The sequence below is a fragment of the Arthrobacter sp. 05L44 genome (assembly GCF_056397605.1).
This window is the reverse complement of the sequence record NZ_JBFTNS010000002.1, coordinates 524,263-544,483: the sequence shown is the minus strand read 5'-3', so window position 1 is coordinate 544,483 and position 20,221 is coordinate 524,263. Positions and strand designations below refer to the sequence as shown.

The window sequence follows — 20,221 nt, the reverse complement described above, 5'->3', positions numbered from 1 at the left end:
CTCACCGCTACTTCTGGGCTACCAGTTGGTTGATTTTGTCCGCTGCGCCCTTGAAGGAGTCGTCGATGCTTTCGTTGCCGAAGATCACGGACTTGGCGTAGGCCGCCCGGAAGGTCTGCCAGACCTCCACCGAGTTGGGCACGTTCGGAACTTCAACGGTCCGGGCCGCCTGCTGGGCGAACTGCTTGTACAGCGGGTTCTTGGCGAAGTAGTCCGCGTAGACGCTGGTCAGGTCCTTGCGCATGGGCATCTGGCCGGTTCCGGAGAGGAGCTTGGCGTCCTCTTCCTTGCTGGTGGCGAACTTCAGGACGTCCCAGGCCGTTCCCTGGTTCTTGCAGGCGGAGTACATGCCGATGTTCTTGGCGTCGGAGAACGTGGCCCCGTCAGTCTGCGGCTGCGCTGCCGGAACCGGGACCGCGCCCCAGTTGACCTTGTCCTTGTACGCGGCGATGGCCCACGGGCCGGCCAGCGACATCGCGGCCTTGCCCTCGGCGAACGAATCGCCCTGGTAGACCTCCTTGGAGGCCAGGTTCTCCTTGTAAAGGGTCTGGAACATGGTGGCGACCTGTTTACCCTGGTCGCTGTCGAAGGTGGCCTTGCCGTCCTTGACCAGCGGGGTGCCCTGCGAGTTGGCTGCGTAGAAGGGGTAGAAGTCGAACCAGGACTGGAAGAAATCGCTGGCCGGGGAAGGCCACACGGCCTTGGCTGCGGCGCCGGACTTCACGATGGTGCGGGCGGCGTCCAGGAATTCGTCCTGGGTGGCCAGCTTGGGCTTCTCCGGATCCAGGCCGGCCTTCTTGAAGAGGTCCTTGTTGTAGAAGAGGACCACGGGGTTGGACTTCCACGGCATCTGGTAGGTCTTGCCGTCCGCGGACTTGTACTGGCCGGCGAGGTCGCCGGTGCGGTCCTTGATGTACTGGGCGCCGTCAGGGAACGAGTCCAGGGCGACCAGGCCGCCCTGCTTCTGGAACTGGGGCACGGCCACGGGGGCGGTGTTGAAGACCAGGCAGGGAGCGTTCCCGGCGGTGATGGCGGCACCGATGACTTCCTCGGAACTCTTGCCCGCCGGGATCTCCTGGGCGTCGATCTTCTGGTCCGGGTGGGCGGCGTTCCACGAGGCCACCATGTCCTTACCCCACTTAACCTCGAACTCGTTGTTCGAGTACCAGATCTTGATCGGGCCCTTGGCGGTGGTGGCTGACGACGCCGAGCTGCCGCCGGCACCGCCGCCGCAGGCTGCAAGGCCGGCGCCCATGATCGTCAGGGCGGCCACGGACAGTACGCGCGTGGCAGTGGTAAAGCGCTTCATTGCGACTCCTTGGAAGGGGTGGAAAGGGGTTTGGTATTGAGGATGTGCGAGAAATAAAAGGGGAAGTGGCTAGGGGAAGGCGCCGGCGGTCCGGGCTGGGGCCGGGCCGGTGGAGGCCCGGGCCACCAGGCGGGGGGCCGGGAGGGTGGTGTCTTCAACCCGGTGCGCGCCGGCAAGCTGGTCCAGCAAAACCTGGGCCGACACCCGCCCCCAGAGCATGGGGTCCGTGGCAAGGGTGGTTAGCGGCGGGTTCAGGTACTGCGTGAACTCGGCGTTGTCGTAGCCGGTGATGGACAGGTCGCCCGGGATGCTGAGGCCCAGGGACTGGGCGTAGGACTGGCCCGCCGTCGCCATCAGGTCGTTGGCATAGACAATGGCCGTGGGACGGTCGGTGCGGCCGAGCAGGTCTGCGGTGGCGGCGACCCCGCCGGCTGCCGTGAAGTCGGCCGCAGAAAACAGGTCCGGGAGCAGGCCCGCGGCGGCCAGTGCGTCTTCCCATGCCTTGCGGCGGCTGCGGGCGTGGATGTATTCCTGGCCGCCGCCGACGTGGGCGATGCGAGTGTGGCCGAGTCCCACCAGGTGTTCCACGGCGGCCGCGATGCCGGCGGATTCGTCGACTGATACCGCGGGATACGGCGACGCCGCGTCCGGCCGGTTGAGCGTCACGGCGGGAAGCTTCAGTTCGAGCATGAGGGCGATGCGGGAATCGTCCTGGCGGACGTCGGTGAGGATGACGCCGTCGACCCGGCCGTTGTCGACAAGTTTCCGGTAGCAGCGTTCCTCGGCGCCCGGCTCCGTGGCGACGCTGAGGACCAGGGCGTACTCGTGTTCTGCCAGGGCCGCTTCGATGCCGGCGATGAACGCCGGGAAGAAGGGGTCGGAGCCGAGCAGCGAGGGATCGCGGGCGACCACCAGGCCCAGCGCGTAGGCCTTGGCCGAGGACAGGCCCTTGGCGCGGAGGTTCGGAGTCCAGCCGAGTTCCTTGGCGACCCGGAGGATCCGGTCCCTGGTGTCCTTGCTGACGCCGGGCTGCCCGTTGAGGGCGTAGGACACAGCGCCTTTACTGACGCCGGCCGCCTGGGCCACGTCGTTGATCGTCACTGTCATCTGAGCCTCATTGCTGTCGTGATCCACATCACTGAACCGGTTTTGTTAGTGACTACTTAACCGGTTCACTTCTCTCGTGTCAAGGCCGGGGGGTAGAGGCGGTCCAGTCGCAGGCCGGTGCACGGGGCGGCCAGCTTGGGCTCACCCGCGGCGTTTCGGGAGGCCGCGTCAGGCAGCCGCGACGGGGGGTCCTGTTAGGCTGGAGTTCACGCTTACATCCGCCTTCCACCTGCAGGATCAGCCTCTTGAAACCATCCGCACGACGCAAAACACTCCTGTTCGCGGTGCCCGTCGCGGTCGCCGCACTGACCGGAGCGGCCGCCGTCGTTGCCCCGAACGCACCCCAATTTTGGGGGCAGTCCTCGGGGCCGGCGTTGCCGGTACGGGCGACGCAGGGTGCCGGCTCGGCACCTGCCACCCAAGTGGTCATCATCGGAGACTCGCTGAGCACCGGACACGGAACGAGTCCGGACCTGGCGTGGCCGAACCTGGTCCAGGGTGACACCCGGGGAGGGCAGCACCCGCTCTCCATCGTTAACGCCTCGGCCAACGGCAGCGGTTACGTCAGTACCGGCGACGGCGGCTCCACTTTCCTGTCCCAGGTCGATGAGAGCGTTCAAAAAACCACCCAGCTGGTACTCATTTTCGGCTCCGAGAACGACATGGGCTCCGACGCCACCCAGTTGAAACAGGCCGCAGCCAAGACCCTGGCAGAAATCAACGCCAAGGCACCCGACGCCAAGATTGTGGTGGTGGGGCCGCCGTCCTACACCGACAATCCCGAGGCGTCCCGGCTCGAAGTGCGCGACGAGGACCGGGCCGCCGCAAACGAGGCCGGCGCTGTCTTCATCGATCCCATCCAGGACCAATGGATCATGGGGCAGGCCGATCAGCTGATCGGGCCGGACGGGGACCACCCCAGCGTGGCGGGCCAGCACTACCTGCAGGCCAACATGGAGAAGATCATCACCGGCAACCTCCCCGGCTGAACCACCCGAATTACTTCTGTCCACGGTCGCCGGGCCCTGTTTCACGGTTCCGCCGGCTGTTAGTCTCGGCGTCACGACTAGTTCGGGAGGTCAGATGCCGGGTCAACTATGGATTCCGCCGGGAGAGCGGGCGGGGGGCGGGCAAACCGGAGTTGATATCGCCAGCCCCGTCTACAAGGAGATTGCACTTCAACTGACCTCCACTGCCGAGAACTCCACGCCCGACTGGACCACGTCCTACGGTTACATCGAGGACATCGACGACGGGCGCGGGTACACGGGCGGCCTGGTGGGCTGGTGCAGCGGCACCGGCGACATGCTCGAACTCGTGGAGGCCTACGCCGCAGCGGCGCCGGGGAATCCCCTGGAGGGCTACGTGCCGCAGCTCAAGCAGATCATGGATGCGCCCGACAAGGAGCGCCCCTCGCTGAGCCATCGGCTCCTGGACCCGGATTTCCCCGCCGCCTGGAAAGCGGCCGGAAACGACCCGGCCTTCCAGCGCGCCCAGCAGCAGGAACGGGACAGGGTGTACTGGCAGCCGGCCTTCGATGAGGCAGCCCGTGACGGCGTCGGCCCGCTGGGACTCGCGATCTATTACGACGTTTCGGTCAACCACGGCCCGGGGGATGACAAAGAGTCGTTCGGCGGCATCCTGGCCAAGGCCCGGAAAGACAACCCGCCGCCGGCGCAGGGCGGCGACGAGTCCAGGTATCTGGCCGGCGTCGTGGACGCCCGGGTGAAGATCCTCAAGAAATGGGGCGACTACCAGAAGCACGGCCGCCAGGACATCCACGAGGGCCTGCTGGGCTCCGGCAACCTGGGGCTCGTCCCGCCGATCAGCTGGTCCGTCTATGGGGACCCGTATCAGCTTGGGTCATACCCCCAGGTACGGTAGGTGCTCAGCCGGCCTGCAGATGCTGCGCGAGGACATCCCGTGCCGTGGTCCACGGGCGGTTGCCGTACCGGTTGTTGGCGACGTGGTGCAGCACCGCGTCGCCACTAAACATGCTGGCAAAGTACTGCATACCCTGCCAGGGCGGGAACGGCTCGTCCGACGTCGGCGTGAACGCCTTCATGGCCCGGCTCATGGCCGACAGTGAACCGACAGTCCCCGCGAACATCGGCTTGAACGGAGTCCCTGTCAGCTCGGACATGGTCGCCGCCAGGGTCCGCGCGGTCACTGTGTCGCCGGCAATCTGCAGGACGCGGGGCGCGCGTTCGTCGAGGGCCGCGGCGGCGGTGTAGGCCGCGGTATCGTCCTTGGTGGTGAAGTCCAGCACCTGATCGGCGTCGGACCAGAAGAGCACCCGGTGCCGGGCAAAGAGGATCATTGGGGCTTGCCCGGTGAGCATGTCCGTGAAGGCGCCGTTGAGGATCGACGTGGCACGGATCTCGGTGGCGTCCAGCTGCTGGGCGAAGTCCCGGCGGAGCTCCAGGTTCCTGTTGCTGCGCGGGCTGATGCGCCGGTAGTCAATGGAGTAGTCCGAGGGGATAAAACGCGGTACCCCCGCGGCGGCAGCAGCGGCCAGCAGCTTGGACTGGGCGCCGACGATCACGTCGTCCGGACCGTTGATCGCGGAGACCACGCAATCGACGCCCGCGCATGCCTGCTGGAGGGCATCCGGATCGTCATAGCGGGCCTTGACCACCCGCGCACTAGCGGCTTCCACCTGCGCGATGCGGGTTGCGTCCGTACCGGGGCGGGTGAGGACCCGGACGGTGGCCCCCAGGCCGACCAGGTTCGCCAGGATCCGGCCGCCAAGGTCGCCGGTGGCACCGGCCAGGAGGACGACGCCGGAAGGAGGTGGTGTGGCGGTCATTGTTCCTACCTTGGTGCTAGTCAGTGCGCGAGCGGGTCGGCTCCACAGTACCAACGCCCCGGCGCCGCCATTTCCGCGGCGATCCTGTGGCCGGCCCGACTATTCGGCAACGGGCCGTCGCCGCTGGAGCTTGGTCGCCGAGCGTTGTTCCTTAGCCGCCAGCCGGCGCCGGTTCGAGCCCTTGGTGGGTTTGGTGGGCTTTCGGGGAGCCGCGCCGGGGGCGAGGGCCTCGGTGACCAGTTCCGAGAGCTTGGCGAGGGCGGTCTCCCGGTTGCGCAACTGGGACCGTTGTTCCGAAGCGGTGACCGTGAGGACGCCGCCGATGAGTCGACGTCGTCCGATCCCGGCGAGCAACACCAGCCGCTGCTCGTCCGAAAGCGCCGCCGAACGGGCCACGTTCCAGGAGAGTTCGACGCGGCTGTCCGAGGTGTTGACGTGCTGGCCGCCCGGCCCGGACGAGCGCGAGAACCGCCAGCGAAGTTCAGCTGCGGGAATCGTGAGTGCGGGAAAAACTTCCAGGTCCATGCACCCAGCCTCGCATATCAGCCGCTTTGTCCCAGTCGGTTCGGCTCAGTCGGTACTGATCAGTCCCGGCGGCGGGGAAGAACCAGCAGTGCATCGCCGACGGCGCGTTCACCGGCGGCGTCCGACGGGGTGTTGACCACGCCGCCGCCCGCCACCATGGTGGTGGAGCCGCCGCCGTCGAGGTTAATGGCCTCGACCATGCCCAGTGACCGGGCGACGTCGGCTGCCTCCTTGATGCTGAGCCCGAGCGACGCCGTCTGGCGTCCGTCGGCGGTGACAATCAGGGTGCGCCCCTGCGCGTCGACGCCCACGATGGTGCGGGGATTCCGCTTGTGGACCCAGCCGTAATAGAAGCTGTTGCTGTCACCGCTGTGGACCATGCCGTCACGCCGGGCGGTGATGTTCTCCGTACCCCCGGAGACCAGGACCGGTCCGCCGTTCACGATGGAAGTGTCGCGGTGGGTGCGCACGCTTTTGCCTGCGGCGTCGATCAGCGTGGTCCCGACGTCGAGCCGCTGACCGATGACCGCCATAGCCTTGAGGGCGGGGACGTCCGAACCCGTGGCCTGTACCGTCCGGCCGCCGGCCGGGACGGCCGTACCGCGCGAACTGTGGACGGCGGTGACCGCCCCGTGTTTGTCCAGGACCACTTCCAGTCCCGGACCGGACGGGGTGGCGGCCCCGAACTCTTCGGTGAACGCGACCGTCTCGTCCGCGTCGGTGCAGGTGACGTCGTGGAGCGGCAGGTTGGTGGGTGAGTCGCCGGTGCCGCCGCAATTGCGGATAAGTCCGGGCACCCGGTCCAGGCCGTCCAAAGCCAGCTTGGAGCCGTCTGCCTGGGACGATACCTGGCCCCGCCAGGTCAGCCGCTGGATTGAAGCTCTGTTGGTAGTCCCGTCGAGGACAAACGAGGGCCGGTCACCAACCGGTTCGCTGAGCAGCTTGCCGCCGACGACGGCGGTCCCGGCCGGGTCTCCCGGGGCGCCGGCCTTGGGGTCCATCACGAAGTATCCGCCGTTGACCGCGGCGAGGGCGCCTTGCGCCGCGGCGAGCTGGCTTGTTGTTTCCCTGCCTTCGAGGTCCGGGCCGACGCCGGAGGCGAGCTCGCCCTTGAAGGTCTTCGGATCGATGGTCAGGACGTTCAGCTTCCACTGGCCGCGCGTGGCATGGAGGTCGTCGGTGTCCCCGTCCCACCCGGTGTAAAGCACCGAGGCGGCAAAACCTGCGGCCTTAATCCGGTCGACGGTTGCCGCGCCGTCGGCTTTGGACGCAAACGAGCCTACGCGGACACGGTAGCCGAGGTCTCCACCGGCATCGGCGAGGCGGGGGGACTGGACATGCTCAACCCGCGGCTGGAGCCCGGCATCCTGGAGTCTCCGGGCAACCGCACGGGCCGCGGCCCCATCGGAGAGTGCGCTGGCCGGCGCATCGGGGTCCGGGGACGTGGACGGGATAGCGATTTCCGCGGTCCAGAACAGGGCCGCGTCCGGAGCTCCACGGGTGATGGCGGTCCGCGTCAGGCCCGGAGCCAGGGTGGTGACGGTGCGGGCCTCGGGGAGATCCCGGGCGCCGAGGTCCAACGTCCGGGCCGCACGGCTGGTCTCTGCCGGGGCGGCCGGTGGGTTGGCGGCCGCAAACGTGGGACCGGTCGGGGCAAGCAGGGCGGCCGGAAGTCCAATGGCGACGGCGGCCAGCGCAGCCTTGCGCAGACGGTGAGGGGGAGTCATCATGCTTCGACGCTACAGTCGGCCCGGGGCGCCGGGCGCCCGGATATGGGCCCGTTTGGGCGACGTTCACCGACTGTTCACGGACAGCCGGTGCCGGGCCCCGACGACCGGCGGCGCGGACTCCGCGGGCCGGACGGCTACTGCGTCAGCTGGCAATCGTCGAACACCAGACGCCCGCCGTTGGTGGATGTCAGATCATTTGAATAGGCGGAAAGAATGACTTGGTTGGCGCTCTGCTGCTTGCGGTATGTGACCGACAGAAGCTGCCAGGAGCCCGAGCTGACGCCCGAAGCAGTCACTGTCTCGCTGACATTCTGGGGTATCACCGAGCCGGTGGGCGTCAGCTCCGTGATGCGCAGACGCGCTTTGTACTTGGCCGCGACATTGGCCGTCACGTAGCACTGGCCGCTGAGCAGCGTGGAGGCGGCAATATTCTTGACCAACCCGAAATTGAAGCCTGCCGACCCGGGTGTGGAGGCCTTGCTCGTAACCTGGCCGGCGGACGTGCCCCCACGGACCGGGTTCGGCGTGTACGTCAGTGAGGAGTACGTGTTGTTGTAGGCCGCCAACGGGGCGAGCGTGTTTTCGAAGCCGCCGTTGCTGAGCAAATTCGCGGCAGGTGTTGGCGTGGGGGTAGGCGTCGGCGTCACCGTTGGAGTCGGCGTGGGGGTAGCCGTTGGAGTCGGCGTGGGTGTCACCGTTGCAGTCGGCGTGGCCGTCACGGTGGGCGTCGCCGTGCTTGTGGGGGGAGCCGTTGTTGACGGAACCCAGTTCATGCCTGCGGACGATGCGTTCGAGTACTGATCGGTGAGGAAGCCTGAGGGGTAGGACGCGTTGATTGACGTTGGGGCATAAATCGAGCTTGATATGGTCCCGGCAGCAACATCTATTTTCAGCAGCCGAACCTGGTCCTGGTAGTTGCTGTGATATGCCGTCATAATCTGGGCGATCTTATTGCCGTGCACTCCGGTGGCCTCGGAGTAGTAGCTGCTGGGGGAGGCTCCATAATGGCCGCTGACAACGAATCTGATGTTGTCATATTGTGAAATGAGCTGATTCCACATTGTCACCGCATTGGCGTCACCGTAATTGCCGGACGTGGGTCTGGCGCCCGTTTGGTCAATGTAGGCGTGGGTGCTGATGACAACATTGTGTTGCGGATGGGTGGTCACCACAGCTTTTGCCCAGTCCAATGCCGTTTGGCGTGGCCACATTTCAAGTGATAGAACCAGCCAATCCGAACCAGCGGCGGTGAATGTCTGGTACATATTGTCAATTTTGCCGGGCTCAAACACTCCGCCAACATTTCTGAAACGGCTCAATGGGAAAATCTGATTGAAAACTCTCGTGTCGCGCAAGTTTGTTCGCGTGTCACCGGGCGCCGCTGAGCCTCCGGCCATGACGGCGGCGCCGTCGTGGTTTCCGATGGAGTAGCCATACGGGATGCCCGAAGAATCCAAGATTCGGGTGGCGCGGTCGGCGCGGGTGAATTGAACCGGGTCCACGACGCCCCAATTCACAAGGTCGCCGGTGTGCTGGACGAACTTGATGTTGAGGCTGGCGGCGTTATTCGCTATCCACTGGTACCTGTCCGGCAGCAATGGATTAGTATCCGACAGGACTTCCATCTGCGTATCCGGTACTTGCACAAACGTAAATGAGTTTTCGTCCAGGGCTACCGAAGTCTGGATGAATGAAATTGACGCCGGGGCTATCAACGCGGCTGCCGCGACGAACAATATGAAAAATCGGAATCTGTAGCTTCTGGCGACCATTGTCATCCCTATTCTTCCAATTCCTCACATTAGACCACGTGCTCGCAGAAAAAGATATAGAAATGCAACTTTCGCGCCTGGTTGTAGCGGGAGAGGAAAGTCCTAATGCCCTGCTGGCTTACACCGGAATTCGGTCCTTCGGCCTACGAGGGGGGAGCGGATGGGGGGTCTCTCTGCCCCCGGGCCCGGTACCTCACGGTCGGTGAGCGCCAGCGGCTTGCTCAATGCGTTAGTGACCGCTAACGTATTGACCGTGCTAGATGCCCTGGAAATCGCCGCGGAACCCAACCGGCGCCGTCTGTTGCATCTTCTGGCGCGCCAGGAACAGTCGGTGAGCCAGTTGGCCGCGGAATTCACGGTGAGCCGTTCTGCGGTGTCGCAGCACCTGCTGTTGCTGCAGCAGGCGGGCCTCGTGGCCGCACGAAAAGAAGGGCGGAACAGGTACTACCGGCTCGACTCCGAGGGCATGGCACGGCTGCGGATCCTGGTCGAGGGCTTCTGGACCCACGAGCTCGATCTGCTGGCGTCAGATGCTGCCGCCCTCGCGGCGCAACGGACCACCGGGCCCGCACCTGCCCATCCCACCCCCACCCACGTCTCCCTAACCGACGAAGGACCCTCCCATGACCTTTGACAAGACCATCCACCTGCCCGTCGACGTCGACGAAGCATTTGCCCTCATTACCGATCCGGAACGCCTCCGGCGTTGGCAGACCGTCGCCGCCCGCGTTGACCTGCGGGTGGGCGGCGAGTACCGCTGGACCGTCACCCCCGGCAACCATGCATCCGGGACGTTCACTGAAATTGAACCCGGCAAGCGCGTCGTCTTCACCTGGGGCTGGGAGGCCGGCATGGACCTGGCGCCGGGCGCCTCCACGGTAACGATCACCATGGAGCCCGACGCCGACGGCACGTCGCTGCGTTTGGTCCATGAGGGCCTCACCCCCGACCAGGCAGCGGCCCACGCCGAGGGCTGGAACCACTACCTGGACCGCCTGATCGCCGAAACGTCGTCGCCTGCGGGTGCCGGGCCCGACGAGTGGTCCGCAGCGCCGGAAGGCATCAACCCGCTGACCTCGGCCGAGGCTTCCCTGGCCGTCCTGTTGGGGGTCCTGCGGAAGCTGACTCCGGCGGATCGGGAAAAGCCCACGCCGTGCGAGGACTTCAACACCCACGAACTGCTGGAACACCTTGCGGGGTCCCTGAAGCAGATCGGTGGTGTCCTCGGCGCCAATCTGGGCGAGGACGTCCAAACGGCGCCCGAGGTGCGCATCGCAGCCCTCGCCCAGCCCGTGCTCGAGGCATTCACCCGGCGGGGCGTGGAAGGGACCATCGATATGGGGTTCGCTGAACTCCCGGCGACGGTGGTTGCCGGCATCGTCAACCTCGAACTGCTGGTGCACGCGTGGGATTTCGCGACGGCCACCGGCCAGAATCTGGTCGTCTCCGACGTTGTCACTGACTACGTTGAACAACTTGCGCTGCTGACCATCTCCGAACAGGTCCGCGCCAGCGGAAGTTTCGCGACGGCGCAGCCGGTGGCGGAAACGGCCGGCAGCCTGGAGCGCCTCATCGCGTTCACCGGGCGCTCGGTCGCCGCCTGACCTCCTTCAGCACGTTCCCGGGATGTGACAACGCCCCAGGGGAGAGGCCGTCATGGCCGTCATGGCCGGGAGTGCCGCTGCCATGCCGGACGGCCGCGTTAGCGCTACTCGATGACCGCTTTCAGGTTCTGCAGCTGGCTGACTTCGGCCTGCATCGTCTTGGTGATCAGCCCGTCCAGGACCTTCATCAGTCCGGACGGCTTCAGGTCCAGGATGAAGCGGACGGTGGTGCGGCCGCCGGATTCGCTCAGCGTGTACTGGCCGGTGGGTCGTGCCGGGCCGGCGATGACCTTGAACTCCAGCAGGCGTCCAGGCTCGGCGCTGGTGATCTGATAGTCGCCCTGGATGGCCTTTCCGCGGGGACCGGTGAGGGTCTGGCTGTAGACGCTGCCGGGCTCGCCAGGGGCGCCGCCTTGGAGCGCGATGCTCTGCACGCCGTTCCGCCATGCCGGATTGTTCAGCCCGTCCGCCAGGTACGCGTAAACCTCTGCTGCGGGACGGTCGATGGTGATTTCATTCTCCGCGTGTGCCATGGGTTCCTCTCAATGGATGCGGTGACCTGATGAGAGACTACCTCGCGCCGGCCTCTGGCCCGGTGTGCGCCCCGTTGGCCGGCCCGGCCTGCCGTGCGCGGCGAATGGCCAGCCGCAGGGACTCCAGGTCGGGCTGCCCTGCGAGGCCGCCCGCGGTGGTATACACCCGGCACGCCATGGCGGGCGGCGTCGTCGACGGAAAGAGATCCGTTCCGTCGAGGAGGAACGACGGAGACCCGTGAAAGGACGCCGCCGCGGCGGCTGCATCCGACGTGATCTCCGTGGTGGCCAGCCCGGCGGAGCCGACGCCTTCCAGCTCGAGCGCACGGCTGAACACGGCCCGCGCCGTTTCTCCATGCGGGCAACCCGGAATCGTCAGCAGCTCAGTCTTCATACGTCCATTATGGTCCCGGGTTCCCGCGCGCCTCCCAGCGGCAGCTAGTTGCCGGGGACGAGGGACAGGATGAGGGCCTGAACGCGCTCCCTGATGTCATCTCGGATGGGCCGGACGGCGTCGACGCCCTGGCCCGCCGGGTCGGCCAGCTCCCAATCCTCGTAGCGTTTTCCCGGGAAGATCGGGCAGGTGTCGCCGCAGCCCATGGTGATCACGACGTCGGATTCCCTCACGGCGTCGGTAGTGAGGATCTTGGGGGTCTCGGCGGACATGTCGATGCCAACCTCAGCCATGGCTTCGACGGCGGCTGGATTGACCTGGTCCGCGGGCTGTGAGCCTGCGGAGCGGACCTCGATCGCCCCATCGGAGAGGGCGGCGAGGAACGCGGCGGCCATCTGCGACCGCCCGGCGTTGTGCACGCAGACGAACAGGACCGACGGTTTCGGGCTGGCGTCACTAGCCATGGGATCTCCTCGAAAAGCTGGGGATGCCGGCGGGTGGATTGCCACTGACGCCGGGCCAACCAACCGTACCGCACCCGGGGTGCCACCGTTCCGGGCCATCCAGGCTGCGGCCACAAAACTGTGGCGCACGACGGCGGTGCGGCGCTGGCCCAGATACCTTTCCGTCGGTCGGGCTGCGTGCAAGCATGGGTTCAGCGACAGAACCAGCGCCATGAACGCACCGGAGGGGACGCAATGAAAGCCAACGAAGTGCTGCTGGACGGGTTCGGCCGGGTCCACGAGGTAGTGAGGGCAACGCTGGACGGGATCGACGCCGACACTCTGGTCCGGCGGCCGGCCGGGACCGGGAACCCGATTGTCTGGCTCGTGTGGCACCTGAGCCGGGGTGAGGACGCGCAGCTCGCCGCCGCGGCCGGGCTTGAGCAGGTGTGGACGTCCCAAGGGTTCGCTGAACGATTCGACCTGCCGCTGTCCTCGGGTGACACCGGCTACGGGCACACCTCCGGGGAGGTGGACAGCGTCCGGGCCGATCCAGGGCTCTTGGGCGAGTATTACGACGCCGTCCACCGTCAGACCGCTGACTTCCTGAAGGATCTCGGCGAGGAAGACCTGGACCGCGTCATCGATAAGCGCTGGAACCCTCCGGTGACCCTTGGCGTGCGCCTGGTAAGTATGCTCGCCGACTGCCTCCAGCACGCCGGGCAGGCCATGTATGTCAAGGGCCTGGGCCCCGCCGCCTCCCGCGGCTAGGGCCGGGGCGTGGACGCCCCGGCCCTATGGCGGTCCGGCCCTGTTACGCCCCGGCCCTGTGACGCCCCGGTCCTAGCGCGACTGGCTAAGGACCATTGCCGAACCGCCGCCGCGCCGCACCGGCTCGGCCGCGGCGACCAGGCGGCCGCCGGGCCCGAACTCGATGGCCGTTGCCGCGCCAATCTCGGCGGCCGACGTAAAGGCGTCCCCGGACGGGGTGAACTGGTGCCCGTACGGGGCCAGCTCGCCGCCGTACGCCGAAATAAACCCGGGCTCGGCGGTGACCTTGGTGGTGTTCCGCTGAGCGGCGCGAGGAGCCGCGATCGCCTCCGAAATGGTCATGCCCAGGTCCACCCGGTTGAGGATGGTCTGCAGGACCGTGGTGATGATCGTTGATCCGCCGGGGGAGCCGAGCGCCAGGAACGGGTCCCCGTCCTTGAGGATGATGGTGGGCGCCATCGAGGAGCGGGGCCGCTTCCCGGGTTCGATCCGGTTCGGATCCTTCGCGTCGTAGACGGTGGAGAAGTCAGTCATTTCGTTGTTGAGCAGGAACCCGCGGCCGGGCACCACCATGCCGGAACCGCCGGTCTGTTCGATGGTGAGGGTGTACTCGGCTACGTTGCCCCACTTGTCCGCCACGGTCAGGTTGGTGGTCGAAATGTTTTCGGTGTCCTTCTCGTCCGCGGCCGGGACGCTCGTCGCCGGGCACACGCCGTCGTACGCGCTCACATCGCCCGGGGCCACGGGCTTGTCGGCGGCGTGCCTCGGGTCGATCCGGCACGCCCGCTCCTTGCCGAACACCGGATCGGTGAGGGCCGCCGTTGGGACCTTCACCTTCGCGGTGTCACCCACGTACTTGCCGCGGTCGGCGAACGCCAAGGCGCTTGCCTCGAGGTAGTGGTGGAGGGTGCCGGCCTGGGTCATCCCGGCGAGGTTGGACGGATTCAGGATGTTCAGTGCCTCGCCGACAGTGGTGCCGCCGCTGCTGGACGGCGCCATGCCAAAGACGTCCAGTCCCCGGTAGTTCACGTGCGTCGGATCCTGGTCCAGCGCGCGGTAGGCCGCGAGGTCCGCCGTCGTTATGTATCCGGGCGGAACGGGAAGCGTGGTGTCCCGGGATTTCTTCGGTGACTGCACGGTGGCCGCAATGTCGGCGGCGAGGGATCCGCGGTAGAATCCGGGCGTTCCCTGCTTTGCGAGCAGCCGGTATGTGGCGGCAAGGTCATGGTTCTGGAACACGCTGCCGACGGCGGGAGCGTCCCCGCCGGGGAGGAAAAGGGCGCGGGTCGCGGGGAAAGCGGCGAAGCGGGCCTTGTTGTCGAGGGTCTGCTGCCGGAAGGTCTTGTCGACGACGAATCCGCGGGTGGCTACCTTGATCGCTGGGCGCAGCGCATCACCCAGGCTGAGGCTTCCCCAGCGGCCGAGGACCCGTTCCCAGGTGGCGGGCGTCCCGGGCACTCCGACGGCGACGCCGCTGGTGACCAGTTCCGGGGTGAACCGGTAGGGCTGGCCTGTGGCGGGGTAGATGAAGGCGTCGTGGGGCATTGCGGCCGGTGCCGTTTCACGTCCGTCAACGGTGCCGACCTTGCCGGTTTTCGCGTCGTAGTAGACGAAGTAGCCGCCCCCGCCGATCCCGGCGCTGTAGGGCTCGGTCACCCCAAGGGTGGCCGCCGCGGCCACGGCGGCGTCTGCGGCGTTGCCGCCCTTGCGGAGCACCTCGATGGCCGCGGCCGATGCCTCGGGATCCACGGTGCTCACGGCGCCACCGTACCCCGTGGCCGTGGCGGTCTTCCCGGTTTCGCGGGGCGACGCCGACGCGGGACCGGCGACGGCGCCGCCGGCCACCCCCAGTGCCAGTGCGGTTGTGAGGGCGGACAATCGGCGTCCAACATGTTGCATGGGTGCTCCCGGGGTCGGTCATGTGAGCTGACAATGTCTGTCACACTACTTGGGCGCCTTGTGACACTTCAATGGAACGCTGTCACAAAGGCGGGGATCCCGTGATCTCCAAGTGCCGCAGGAGTGCATCCAGAAGCGGCTGTTGTCCCCGGACCAGCTTGATCCTCGCCTCTGGCACGCTGAACCAGGCGGCGTCGTCGATTTCCGGGAAGCTGCGCACGTTCCCTGATCCCTTGGGCCACTCCAGCGGGAAGGTGTTACTGGCAATTCGCGCCGGGTGGAAATCGGTCTCTGCCGCGAAGACCGTAACGACTTTTCCGGAGGCCTGACGGAAGCTGCCCAGCGGGAAATACTCCGCGTCGGGCGGCGGCGTGCCGATTTCCTCGGTGAACTCCCGCCGGGCGGCCGCCAGTGCGTCTTCGTCCGCAGTGAAGATGCCCTTCGGAATGGACCAGGCAGCGGCGTCCTTGCGGGCCCAGAAGGGTCCGCCCATATGGGCGATCCAGACTTCCAGCGGGGAGCCGGGAGCACGGCGGTACAGCAGCAGCCCTGCGCTTTGAACGCTCATGGCGCCTCCCTTCCGCGGCCCGCTCCGGACCATCGTCGACGGCTGACGGCGCGATGGCAAGCCGAGCCGGCGACGGAGGGGTGCCGGGCCGGCACCCCTCCCGGAGGCCTACAGGGCCGAGACGGCCGCGCCGACGGCGGCAGGCATGGCGGTGGTTGGCCGGCCGATCAGCTGGCTCAGGGCGGTGCTGCTGACGTGGAGATCACCGCGGGCAATGCCCAGGTCCGAATCCGCGAGGATTCCGGCGAAGTCCGACGGCACGCCGAATCCGGCAAGCAGGGCAGCGTAGTCGTCCGCGGGCAGGTTGTTGTACGTGACGGGCTGCCCGCTCGCCGCTGCGATCTCGGCGGCCAGTTCGGCCATGGAGAAGGCCGAGTCGCCGCCGAGTTCGTAGACCTTTCCGGCCTGGCCGTCTGCCAGGAGCGCGGCGGCGGCCGCCTCGGCATAGTCCGCGCGGGCCGCGGCGCTGACCGTGCCCTCCCCGGCGCTGCCGGCGAAGGCGCCCTGTGCGAGGGTGCCCTGAAGCTGCTCGGTGTAGTTCTCCAGGTACCAGCCGTTGCGCAGGAGGACGTGGGGGAGTCCGGAGGCTGCCAGCAGTTCCTCGGTGGCCTGGTGTTCGGCGGCCAGCTTCATGCCCGTGGTGTCGGCGTTGGCGATGCTGGTGTAGGCAAGGAGTTCGACGCCCTCGGCTGCCGCGGCGTCGATCACGGCGCGGTGCTGCTCCACGCGCTGGCCGACGGCGCTGCCGGAAATCAGCAGCACCTTCGTGGCGCCCTTCAGTGCCTCGGCGACCGTGGCGGCGTCGTCGTAGTCCATGGTTTTGACCTGGACGCCGCGGCCGGCGAGGTCGGCCAGCCGCTCGGTAGCGCGGCCGGCGGCGACAATCTGTCCGGCGGGGACGCCGCGCTCCAGCAGGGATTCGATGACGAGGCGGCCCAGCTGTCCGGTGGCGCCGGTAACGACGATGCTCATGGGGAGGTCCTTTCACGTGGTTGATCTTCCGGAATGCACAACCACCCTGCCTGCGCTAAACTTCCCAACAGAGAGTACGCACTTTAAAGTAAGGCACCAACGTGACGGTAAGTTTTGACTCCCCGCAGGCCCCTGCGGCCGCCGGCGGGGCGGTCTTTCCCGCCAACTGTCCCAGCCGGACCCTCCTGGACCACGTGACCAGCAAGTGGGGCGTCCTGATCCTGGTGGCACTCGCGGACGGCCAGCAGCGCTGGAGCGAGCTGCGCCGCAGGGCCGAGGGCGTCAGTGAAAAGATGCTGGCCCAGACGCTCAAAACCCTGGAACGCGACGGACTGGTGCACCGCGAAGCCCGGCCGACCATTCCGCCGCGGGTGGACTACAGCCTGACGCCACGGGGCCGGGAACTCACCGGCCACCTGATGCCCCTCTTTGGCTGGGTGCAGGAGAACGCCGAGGAGATCATCGGCGGCAGGTAGCCCCAAGCCCGGCTGTCACCAGTTCCGGGGGTCATACTTCCCGCAGGCCTGGCTGCTGCACTGCCGGGCATCAACCTGCCAGTCGGGCTGGCCGGCGGTGGACACGCGGTCGTCCCTCCATGTCGGCACCACCCTCGCACCGCAGTCCGGACACGGCGGCTCCATGTGCGCGCGGCGTTGCGCCTTGTTCATATGTCCCCCCAAGAACGTCGAAACAGTCCTCCAAATCTAGCCATATTTCCATCGAAGTTACAAATACCGGACGAGTGAAAATGCCTAGGACAGTCCGGCCCAGCCCAGCACCCGCAGCGCCCGCAGCGTGTTCCAGCGGCTCGCACGGCCGTCGCCCGCGTCCAGGGGGAAGTGGGTTCGTCCCGGATGGGTGTTCTCCAGGGGCCAGGTGCCGTCGGGTTGCCGTTTCGACCGGACCGCGTCGAGGGCTTCCGCCATCCGGCTGTCCGGGACCCGGCCCGCGGCCCGGAAGTAATCCAGGCCGCGCAAGGCGTCGTAGCGCCAGCGGGTCGGGTAGGAGAACTGCAGCCATGCCGGATTGATCAGCGCGCCGGTGCTTTTGCGGCGCAGCAGGCCGCGTTCGAGCAGGTACTCCTCCCCGCGCTGCCGGGCCGCCGCCACCCCGGGGGCACCTCCGCCGGCCTTGGTGTACTCGAGCAACCCCTCCAGGACGTTGATGGTGGTGTCGAACGAGGAACGGACGGAGCCCCGTTCCGCCTCACAGTTCCAGCCCCCGTCGTCGAGCTGCTCATCGAGGAGCCGGGCCACGATGCCGTCGACGTCGTGGCCGAAGTAGGACCCCAAAGCTACCGCCATGCCGTTGATGCAAGGCTCCACTTCGCCATCGAAGAAGGGCTGCCCGGCTTCCTCCCAGCGGCTGAGCCTGTGGACGCGGCCGACGGCGGCACGGGCAGGCCCGCTCGAAGGGTCGAGCCCGAAGTCCCGAAGCAGCAAAAGACTGTACGTGGTGGCGGTCCAGGGCTGGCCTGGTTCGGAATTGTCGTACGGGTCCGGAAAGTACGTGCCGCCGTCCCATTGCCCGTCCGCGCCCTGCAGGGCGAGCAGGCGGGCACCCCAGCCCTCAGCGTGGATCCGGGCGCGCTCGGCGGAGTAGACCTCCTCCGGGGCGGCGGCCAGGTCGCGCTGGACCTGCCAGCGGAGGGCGGGGTCGGAATCGAGCAGCCAGTCTAGGACGTCCATCCGGCCAAGCTAGCACCGGCGTCGGCAGGCGGGCAGGGGGCGCCGGACCTAACCGTCGTCGTCGGCCGTCCGGCGGAAGTCCCGGGAGAGATAAAGGGCCAGCGCCGCCGAGTTGCCGCTGTCCACCGTGACCGCGACCCGCTCCCGGCCCAGGCTGTGGAGCGTGTACAGGCAATGGCCCAGCAGTTCCTCGGCAAGGCCCTGGCGGCGGTGGTCCGGGTGGGTGAAGAGCTCGGCGATGACGGTGTCCCAGTCGCCTGCCGTCCCGGGCGCGGGCTCTGTCACGATAATGGCGGCCGCGAGCTGGCCGTCGGGTCCGGCTTTGACGGCGGAGGCCTCCGCAACGTGACGGCCCTGCGCCCCGCCGAGCAGCGCATCGATCCAGCCGACCGCCCGGTCCGCCGGCTGCGGCAGGCTGTCCGCGTAGGAGTCTTTGTACATTTCGGCCAGCTCCGGGAGGTCGGAGGCGCGGATCGGGCGGATGGCCGTCCCGGGGCGCCCGCCGTCGCTGGGTCCGGTGGCTGCGGTCAGGATGATCAAGGGATTCACGGCGGCCCTGCTCTCTCTTGCAACGACGACGCCACGGGGCGTCCCTTCCAGCGTGCTCCCGTTGTGTTGCGGCAGCGTTTCCGGACGGTGATATTCAGGCGTCGGGAAAGCCAGTGAAGGGGTTAACGGTTGCTGGCCATGTGGGGTTCCCGGCGGGGGCGCCGGGCACACAAAAGCCCGGTGCCGCGGCGAATCCGCGGCACCGGGCCTTAGGTGCGATCTCAGTCCACGCTGGGAGTACCGGCTAGACGAGGGTCGCGGTGTCAATGACGAAGCGGTAGCGCACGTCCGAGGCAAGGACGCGCTCGTAGGCCTCGTTAATCTTCTCGGCCGGGATGACCTCGATCTCGGCGCCGAGGTGGTGCTCGGCGCAGAAGTCCAGCATCTCCTGGGTCTGGCGGATGCCGCCGATCATTGAGCCGGCGAAGGAACGCCGGCCGCCGATCAGGGCGAACGCGTTGACCGGCAGCGGCTCGGCCGGGGCGCCCACGTTGACCAGGGTGCCGTCCAGACTCAGCAGCTGGAGGTAGGAGCTGATGTCGATCGAGGCGCTGACCGTGTTGATGATGAGGTCGAAGCTGCCGGCGAGCTCGCTGAAGGTGTTCTCGTCGCTGGTGGCGTAGTAGTGGTCCGCGCCCAGCTTCAGGCCGTCTTCCTGCTTCTTCAGGGACTGCGAGAGCACGGTGACCTCGGCGCCCATGGCGTGGGCGATCTTGACGGCCATGTGTCCGAGGCCGCCCAGGCCGACAACCGCGACCTTCTTGCCGGGGCCGGCGTTCCAGTGGCGCAGCGGCGAGTAGGTGGTGATGCCGGCGCACAGCAGGGGCGCTGCGACGTCGAGCTCGATGCCCTCCGGGATCCTGACGACGAAGTCTTCGGTTACGACGACGTGGGTGGAGTAACCGCCCTGGGTGATGGTGCCGTCGCGGTCCACGGCGCCATAGGTGCCGGTGTTGCCCTTGAGGCAGTACTGCTCCTCGCCGGCCTGGCAGTTGACGCACTCGCCGCAGGAGTTCACCATGCAGCCGACGCCGACGCGGTCGCCCACGGCGTGCTTGGTGACTGCGGAGCCGACTTCGGTCACAATGCCGGCGATCTCGTGGCCGGGGGCGAGCGGGTAGGACTGCGGTCCCCAGTCGCCGCGCACCGTGTGGATGTCTGAGTGGCAGATGCCCGCGAACTTGATCTCGATCAGGACATCGTTCGGGCCGACGTCCCGGCGCTGGATCTTGGTGGGGACGAGGTCCTCAGTGGCGGACGGGGCAGCGTAAGAGTTTACGGTAAGCATTTTTCTCCAGTATGAGTCGTTGAGAGTTGGGGTCGTGGGGGAGAGGGATGGTCGTGGCGGACGGGCACCTCGGGTGCCCCTGCGGCCGCCGCCGGGCGGCCGGGTCGCGGATCGTCCGCCGCCACAGTAGTGGCCAACACCCCGCGGAGCCGGTTTGTTCCGCCGGGAGCGACCACTTTTCCAGGCTGGGCCAATTTCAGGTCGGTGCCCGGTGGCGGCAAAAGTTGGTCGCGTGGATGCCCATGCTTCAAGCCAACCGC

The 20,221-nt window shown here is 67.3% G+C and carries 22 protein-coding genes; 6 read left to right on the top strand and 16 right to left on the bottom strand.

Features of this window, described 5'->3' with window-relative positions; genetic code table 11:
* Nucleotides 1-7: 7 nt before the first annotated feature.
* Together AC1DHY_RS07755 and AC1DHY_RS07750 are read right to left on the bottom strand one after the other, a co-directional pair.
* On the bottom strand, nucleotides 8-1,309 hold the full coding sequence (locus tag AC1DHY_RS07755; RefSeq protein ID WP_476879284.1) for an ABC transporter substrate-binding protein: 1,302 nt from the start codon (nucleotides 1,307-1,309) through the stop codon (nucleotides 8-10).
* Nucleotides 1,310-1,378: 69 nt separating this feature from the next.
* Nucleotides 1,379-2,416 carry a LacI family DNA-binding transcriptional regulator gene (locus AC1DHY_RS07750; RefSeq protein ID WP_476879283.1) on the bottom strand — a complete coding sequence of 346 codons (1,038 nt, stop codon included), beginning with the start codon at nucleotides 2,414-2,416 and terminating at the stop codon, nucleotides 1,379-1,381.
* Between the two features lie 245 nt (nucleotides 2,417-2,661).
* On the opposite strand from AC1DHY_RS07750, the gene AC1DHY_RS07745 reads away from it, so the two are divergent.
* A complete protein-coding gene (locus AC1DHY_RS07745; RefSeq protein WP_476903425.1) occupies nucleotides 2,662-3,405 on the top strand; it encodes an SGNH/GDSL hydrolase family protein in 744 nt (247 codons plus the stop codon).
* Between the two features lie 94 nt (nucleotides 3,406-3,499).
* Nucleotides 3,500-4,300 carry a chitosanase gene (locus AC1DHY_RS07740; RefSeq protein ID WP_476880356.1) on the top strand — a complete coding sequence of 267 codons (801 nt, stop codon included), beginning with the start codon at nucleotides 3,500-3,502 and terminating at the stop codon, nucleotides 4,298-4,300.
* Nucleotides 4,301-4,304: 4 nt separating this feature from the next.
* Here AC1DHY_RS07740 and AC1DHY_RS07735 read toward each other — a convergent pair whose 3' ends face one another.
* From AC1DHY_RS07735 to AC1DHY_RS07720, 4 genes are all read right to left on the bottom strand, one after another.
* The gene (locus tag AC1DHY_RS07735; protein ID WP_476903424.1) at nucleotides 4,305-5,225 is read right to left on the bottom strand and encodes an NmrA family NAD(P)-binding protein; all 921 of its coding nucleotides are present in this window, start codon (nucleotides 5,223-5,225) and stop codon (nucleotides 4,305-4,307) included.
* Nucleotides 5,226-5,324: 99 nt separating this feature from the next.
* A complete protein-coding gene (gene arfB / locus AC1DHY_RS07730; RefSeq protein WP_476880358.1) occupies nucleotides 5,325-5,750 on the bottom strand; it encodes an alternative ribosome rescue aminoacyl-tRNA hydrolase ArfB in 426 nt (141 codons plus the stop codon).
* 59 nt (nucleotides 5,751-5,809) lie between these two features.
* On the bottom strand, nucleotides 5,810-7,480 hold the full coding sequence (locus AC1DHY_RS07725; RefSeq protein ID WP_476880359.1) for a phosphodiester glycosidase family protein: 1,671 nt from the start codon (nucleotides 7,478-7,480) through the stop codon (nucleotides 5,810-5,812).
* Nucleotides 7,481-7,614: 134 nt separating this feature from the next.
* Nucleotides 7,615-9,258 (bottom strand): metallophosphoesterase, encoded by a 1,644-nt coding sequence (locus AC1DHY_RS07720; protein ID WP_476903423.1) that lies wholly within the window; start codon nucleotides 9,256-9,258, stop codon nucleotides 7,615-7,617.
* Between the two features lie 226 nt (nucleotides 9,259-9,484).
* Here AC1DHY_RS07720 and AC1DHY_RS07715 point away from each other — a divergent pair, with 226 nt between their 5' ends.
* Together AC1DHY_RS07715 and AC1DHY_RS07710 are read left to right on the top strand one after the other, a co-directional pair.
* Nucleotides 9,485-9,886, top strand: coding sequence for an ArsR/SmtB family transcription factor (locus AC1DHY_RS07715; protein WP_476903422.1), 402 nt, complete (start codon nucleotides 9,485-9,487; stop codon nucleotides 9,884-9,886).
* Complete coding sequence (locus tag AC1DHY_RS07710) at nucleotides 9,876-10,856, top strand: TIGR03086 family metal-binding protein (RefSeq protein ID WP_476903421.1); 981 nt, start codon at nucleotides 9,876-9,878, stop codon at nucleotides 10,854-10,856. The genes AC1DHY_RS07715 and AC1DHY_RS07710 overlap by 11 nt, the downstream gene beginning before the upstream one ends.
* A gap of 104 nt (nucleotides 10,857-10,960) precedes the next feature.
* Here the strand turns inward: AC1DHY_RS07710 and AC1DHY_RS07705 are convergent, their stop codons facing one another.
* The 3 genes from AC1DHY_RS07705 to AC1DHY_RS07695 are packed head-to-tail and all read right to left on the bottom strand — an operon-like array spanning nucleotide 10,961 to nucleotide 12,247.
* Nucleotides 10,961-11,389 (bottom strand): SRPBCC family protein, encoded by a 429-nt coding sequence (locus AC1DHY_RS07705; RefSeq protein ID WP_476880444.1) that lies wholly within the window; start codon nucleotides 11,387-11,389, stop codon nucleotides 10,961-10,963.
* Nucleotides 11,390-11,426: 37 nt separating this feature from the next.
* A complete protein-coding gene (locus AC1DHY_RS07700; protein WP_476880445.1) occupies nucleotides 11,427-11,783 on the bottom strand; it encodes a hypothetical protein in 357 nt (118 codons plus the stop codon).
* 44 nt (nucleotides 11,784-11,827) lie between these two features.
* Nucleotides 11,828-12,247, bottom strand: a complete 420-nt coding sequence (locus AC1DHY_RS07695; RefSeq protein ID WP_476880446.1) for an arsenate reductase ArsC — start codon at nucleotides 12,245-12,247, stop codon at nucleotides 11,828-11,830.
* A gap of 234 nt (nucleotides 12,248-12,481) precedes the next feature.
* On the opposite strand from AC1DHY_RS07695, the gene AC1DHY_RS07690 reads away from it, so the two are divergent.
* The gene (locus AC1DHY_RS07690) at nucleotides 12,482-12,997 is read left to right on the top strand and encodes a mycothiol transferase (protein ID WP_476880447.1); all 516 of its coding nucleotides are present in this window, start codon (nucleotides 12,482-12,484) and stop codon (nucleotides 12,995-12,997) included.
* 72 nt (nucleotides 12,998-13,069) lie between these two features.
* On the opposite strand, the gene ggt is transcribed toward AC1DHY_RS07690, so the two are convergent.
* The 3 genes from ggt to AC1DHY_RS07675 form a co-directional block, all read right to left on the bottom strand.
* Complete coding sequence (gene ggt, locus AC1DHY_RS07685; RefSeq protein ID WP_476903420.1) at nucleotides 13,070-14,896, bottom strand: gamma-glutamyltransferase; 1,827 nt, start codon at nucleotides 14,894-14,896, stop codon at nucleotides 13,070-13,072.
* Nucleotides 14,897-14,978: 82 nt separating this feature from the next.
* Nucleotides 14,979-15,464, bottom strand: a complete 486-nt coding sequence (locus AC1DHY_RS07680; protein WP_476878687.1) for an NUDIX hydrolase — start codon at nucleotides 15,462-15,464, stop codon at nucleotides 14,979-14,981.
* Between the two features lie 108 nt (nucleotides 15,465-15,572).
* Nucleotides 15,573-16,436: an NAD(P)H-binding protein gene (locus AC1DHY_RS07675; protein ID WP_476878686.1), complete on the bottom strand. Its 864-nt coding sequence runs from the start codon at nucleotides 16,434-16,436 to the stop codon at nucleotides 15,573-15,575.
* A 101-nt stretch (nucleotides 16,437-16,537) separates the two neighbouring features.
* Between AC1DHY_RS07675 and AC1DHY_RS07670 the strand changes: the two genes are divergently transcribed.
* Nucleotides 16,538-16,912, top strand: a complete 375-nt coding sequence (locus AC1DHY_RS07670) for a winged helix-turn-helix transcriptional regulator (RefSeq protein WP_476878685.1) — start codon at nucleotides 16,538-16,540, stop codon at nucleotides 16,910-16,912.
* Between the two features lie 15 nt (nucleotides 16,913-16,927).
* On the opposite strand, the gene AC1DHY_RS07665 is transcribed toward AC1DHY_RS07670, so the two are convergent.
* The 4 genes from AC1DHY_RS07665 to AC1DHY_RS07650 all read right to left on the bottom strand — a co-directional run bounded on the left by AC1DHY_RS07665 (nucleotide 16,928) and on the right by AC1DHY_RS07650 (nucleotide 19,961).
* Nucleotides 16,928-17,077 carry a DUF7340 domain-containing protein gene (locus AC1DHY_RS07665; protein WP_476878689.1) on the bottom strand — a complete coding sequence of 50 codons (150 nt, stop codon included), beginning with the start codon at nucleotides 17,075-17,077 and terminating at the stop codon, nucleotides 16,928-16,930.
* Between the two features lie 111 nt (nucleotides 17,078-17,188).
* Complete coding sequence (locus AC1DHY_RS07660) at nucleotides 17,189-18,124, bottom strand: hypothetical protein (protein ID WP_476878684.1); 936 nt, start codon at nucleotides 18,122-18,124, stop codon at nucleotides 17,189-17,191.
* 48 nt (nucleotides 18,125-18,172) lie between these two features.
* Nucleotides 18,173-18,673: an N-acetyltransferase family protein gene (locus AC1DHY_RS07655; RefSeq protein WP_476878683.1), complete on the bottom strand. Its 501-nt coding sequence runs from the start codon at nucleotides 18,671-18,673 to the stop codon at nucleotides 18,173-18,175.
* 244 nt (nucleotides 18,674-18,917) lie between these two features.
* Nucleotides 18,918-19,961: an NAD(P)-dependent alcohol dehydrogenase gene (locus AC1DHY_RS07650; protein ID WP_476903419.1), complete on the bottom strand. Its 1,044-nt coding sequence runs from the start codon at nucleotides 19,959-19,961 to the stop codon at nucleotides 18,918-18,920.
* Nucleotides 19,962-20,221: the final 260 nt, after the last annotated feature.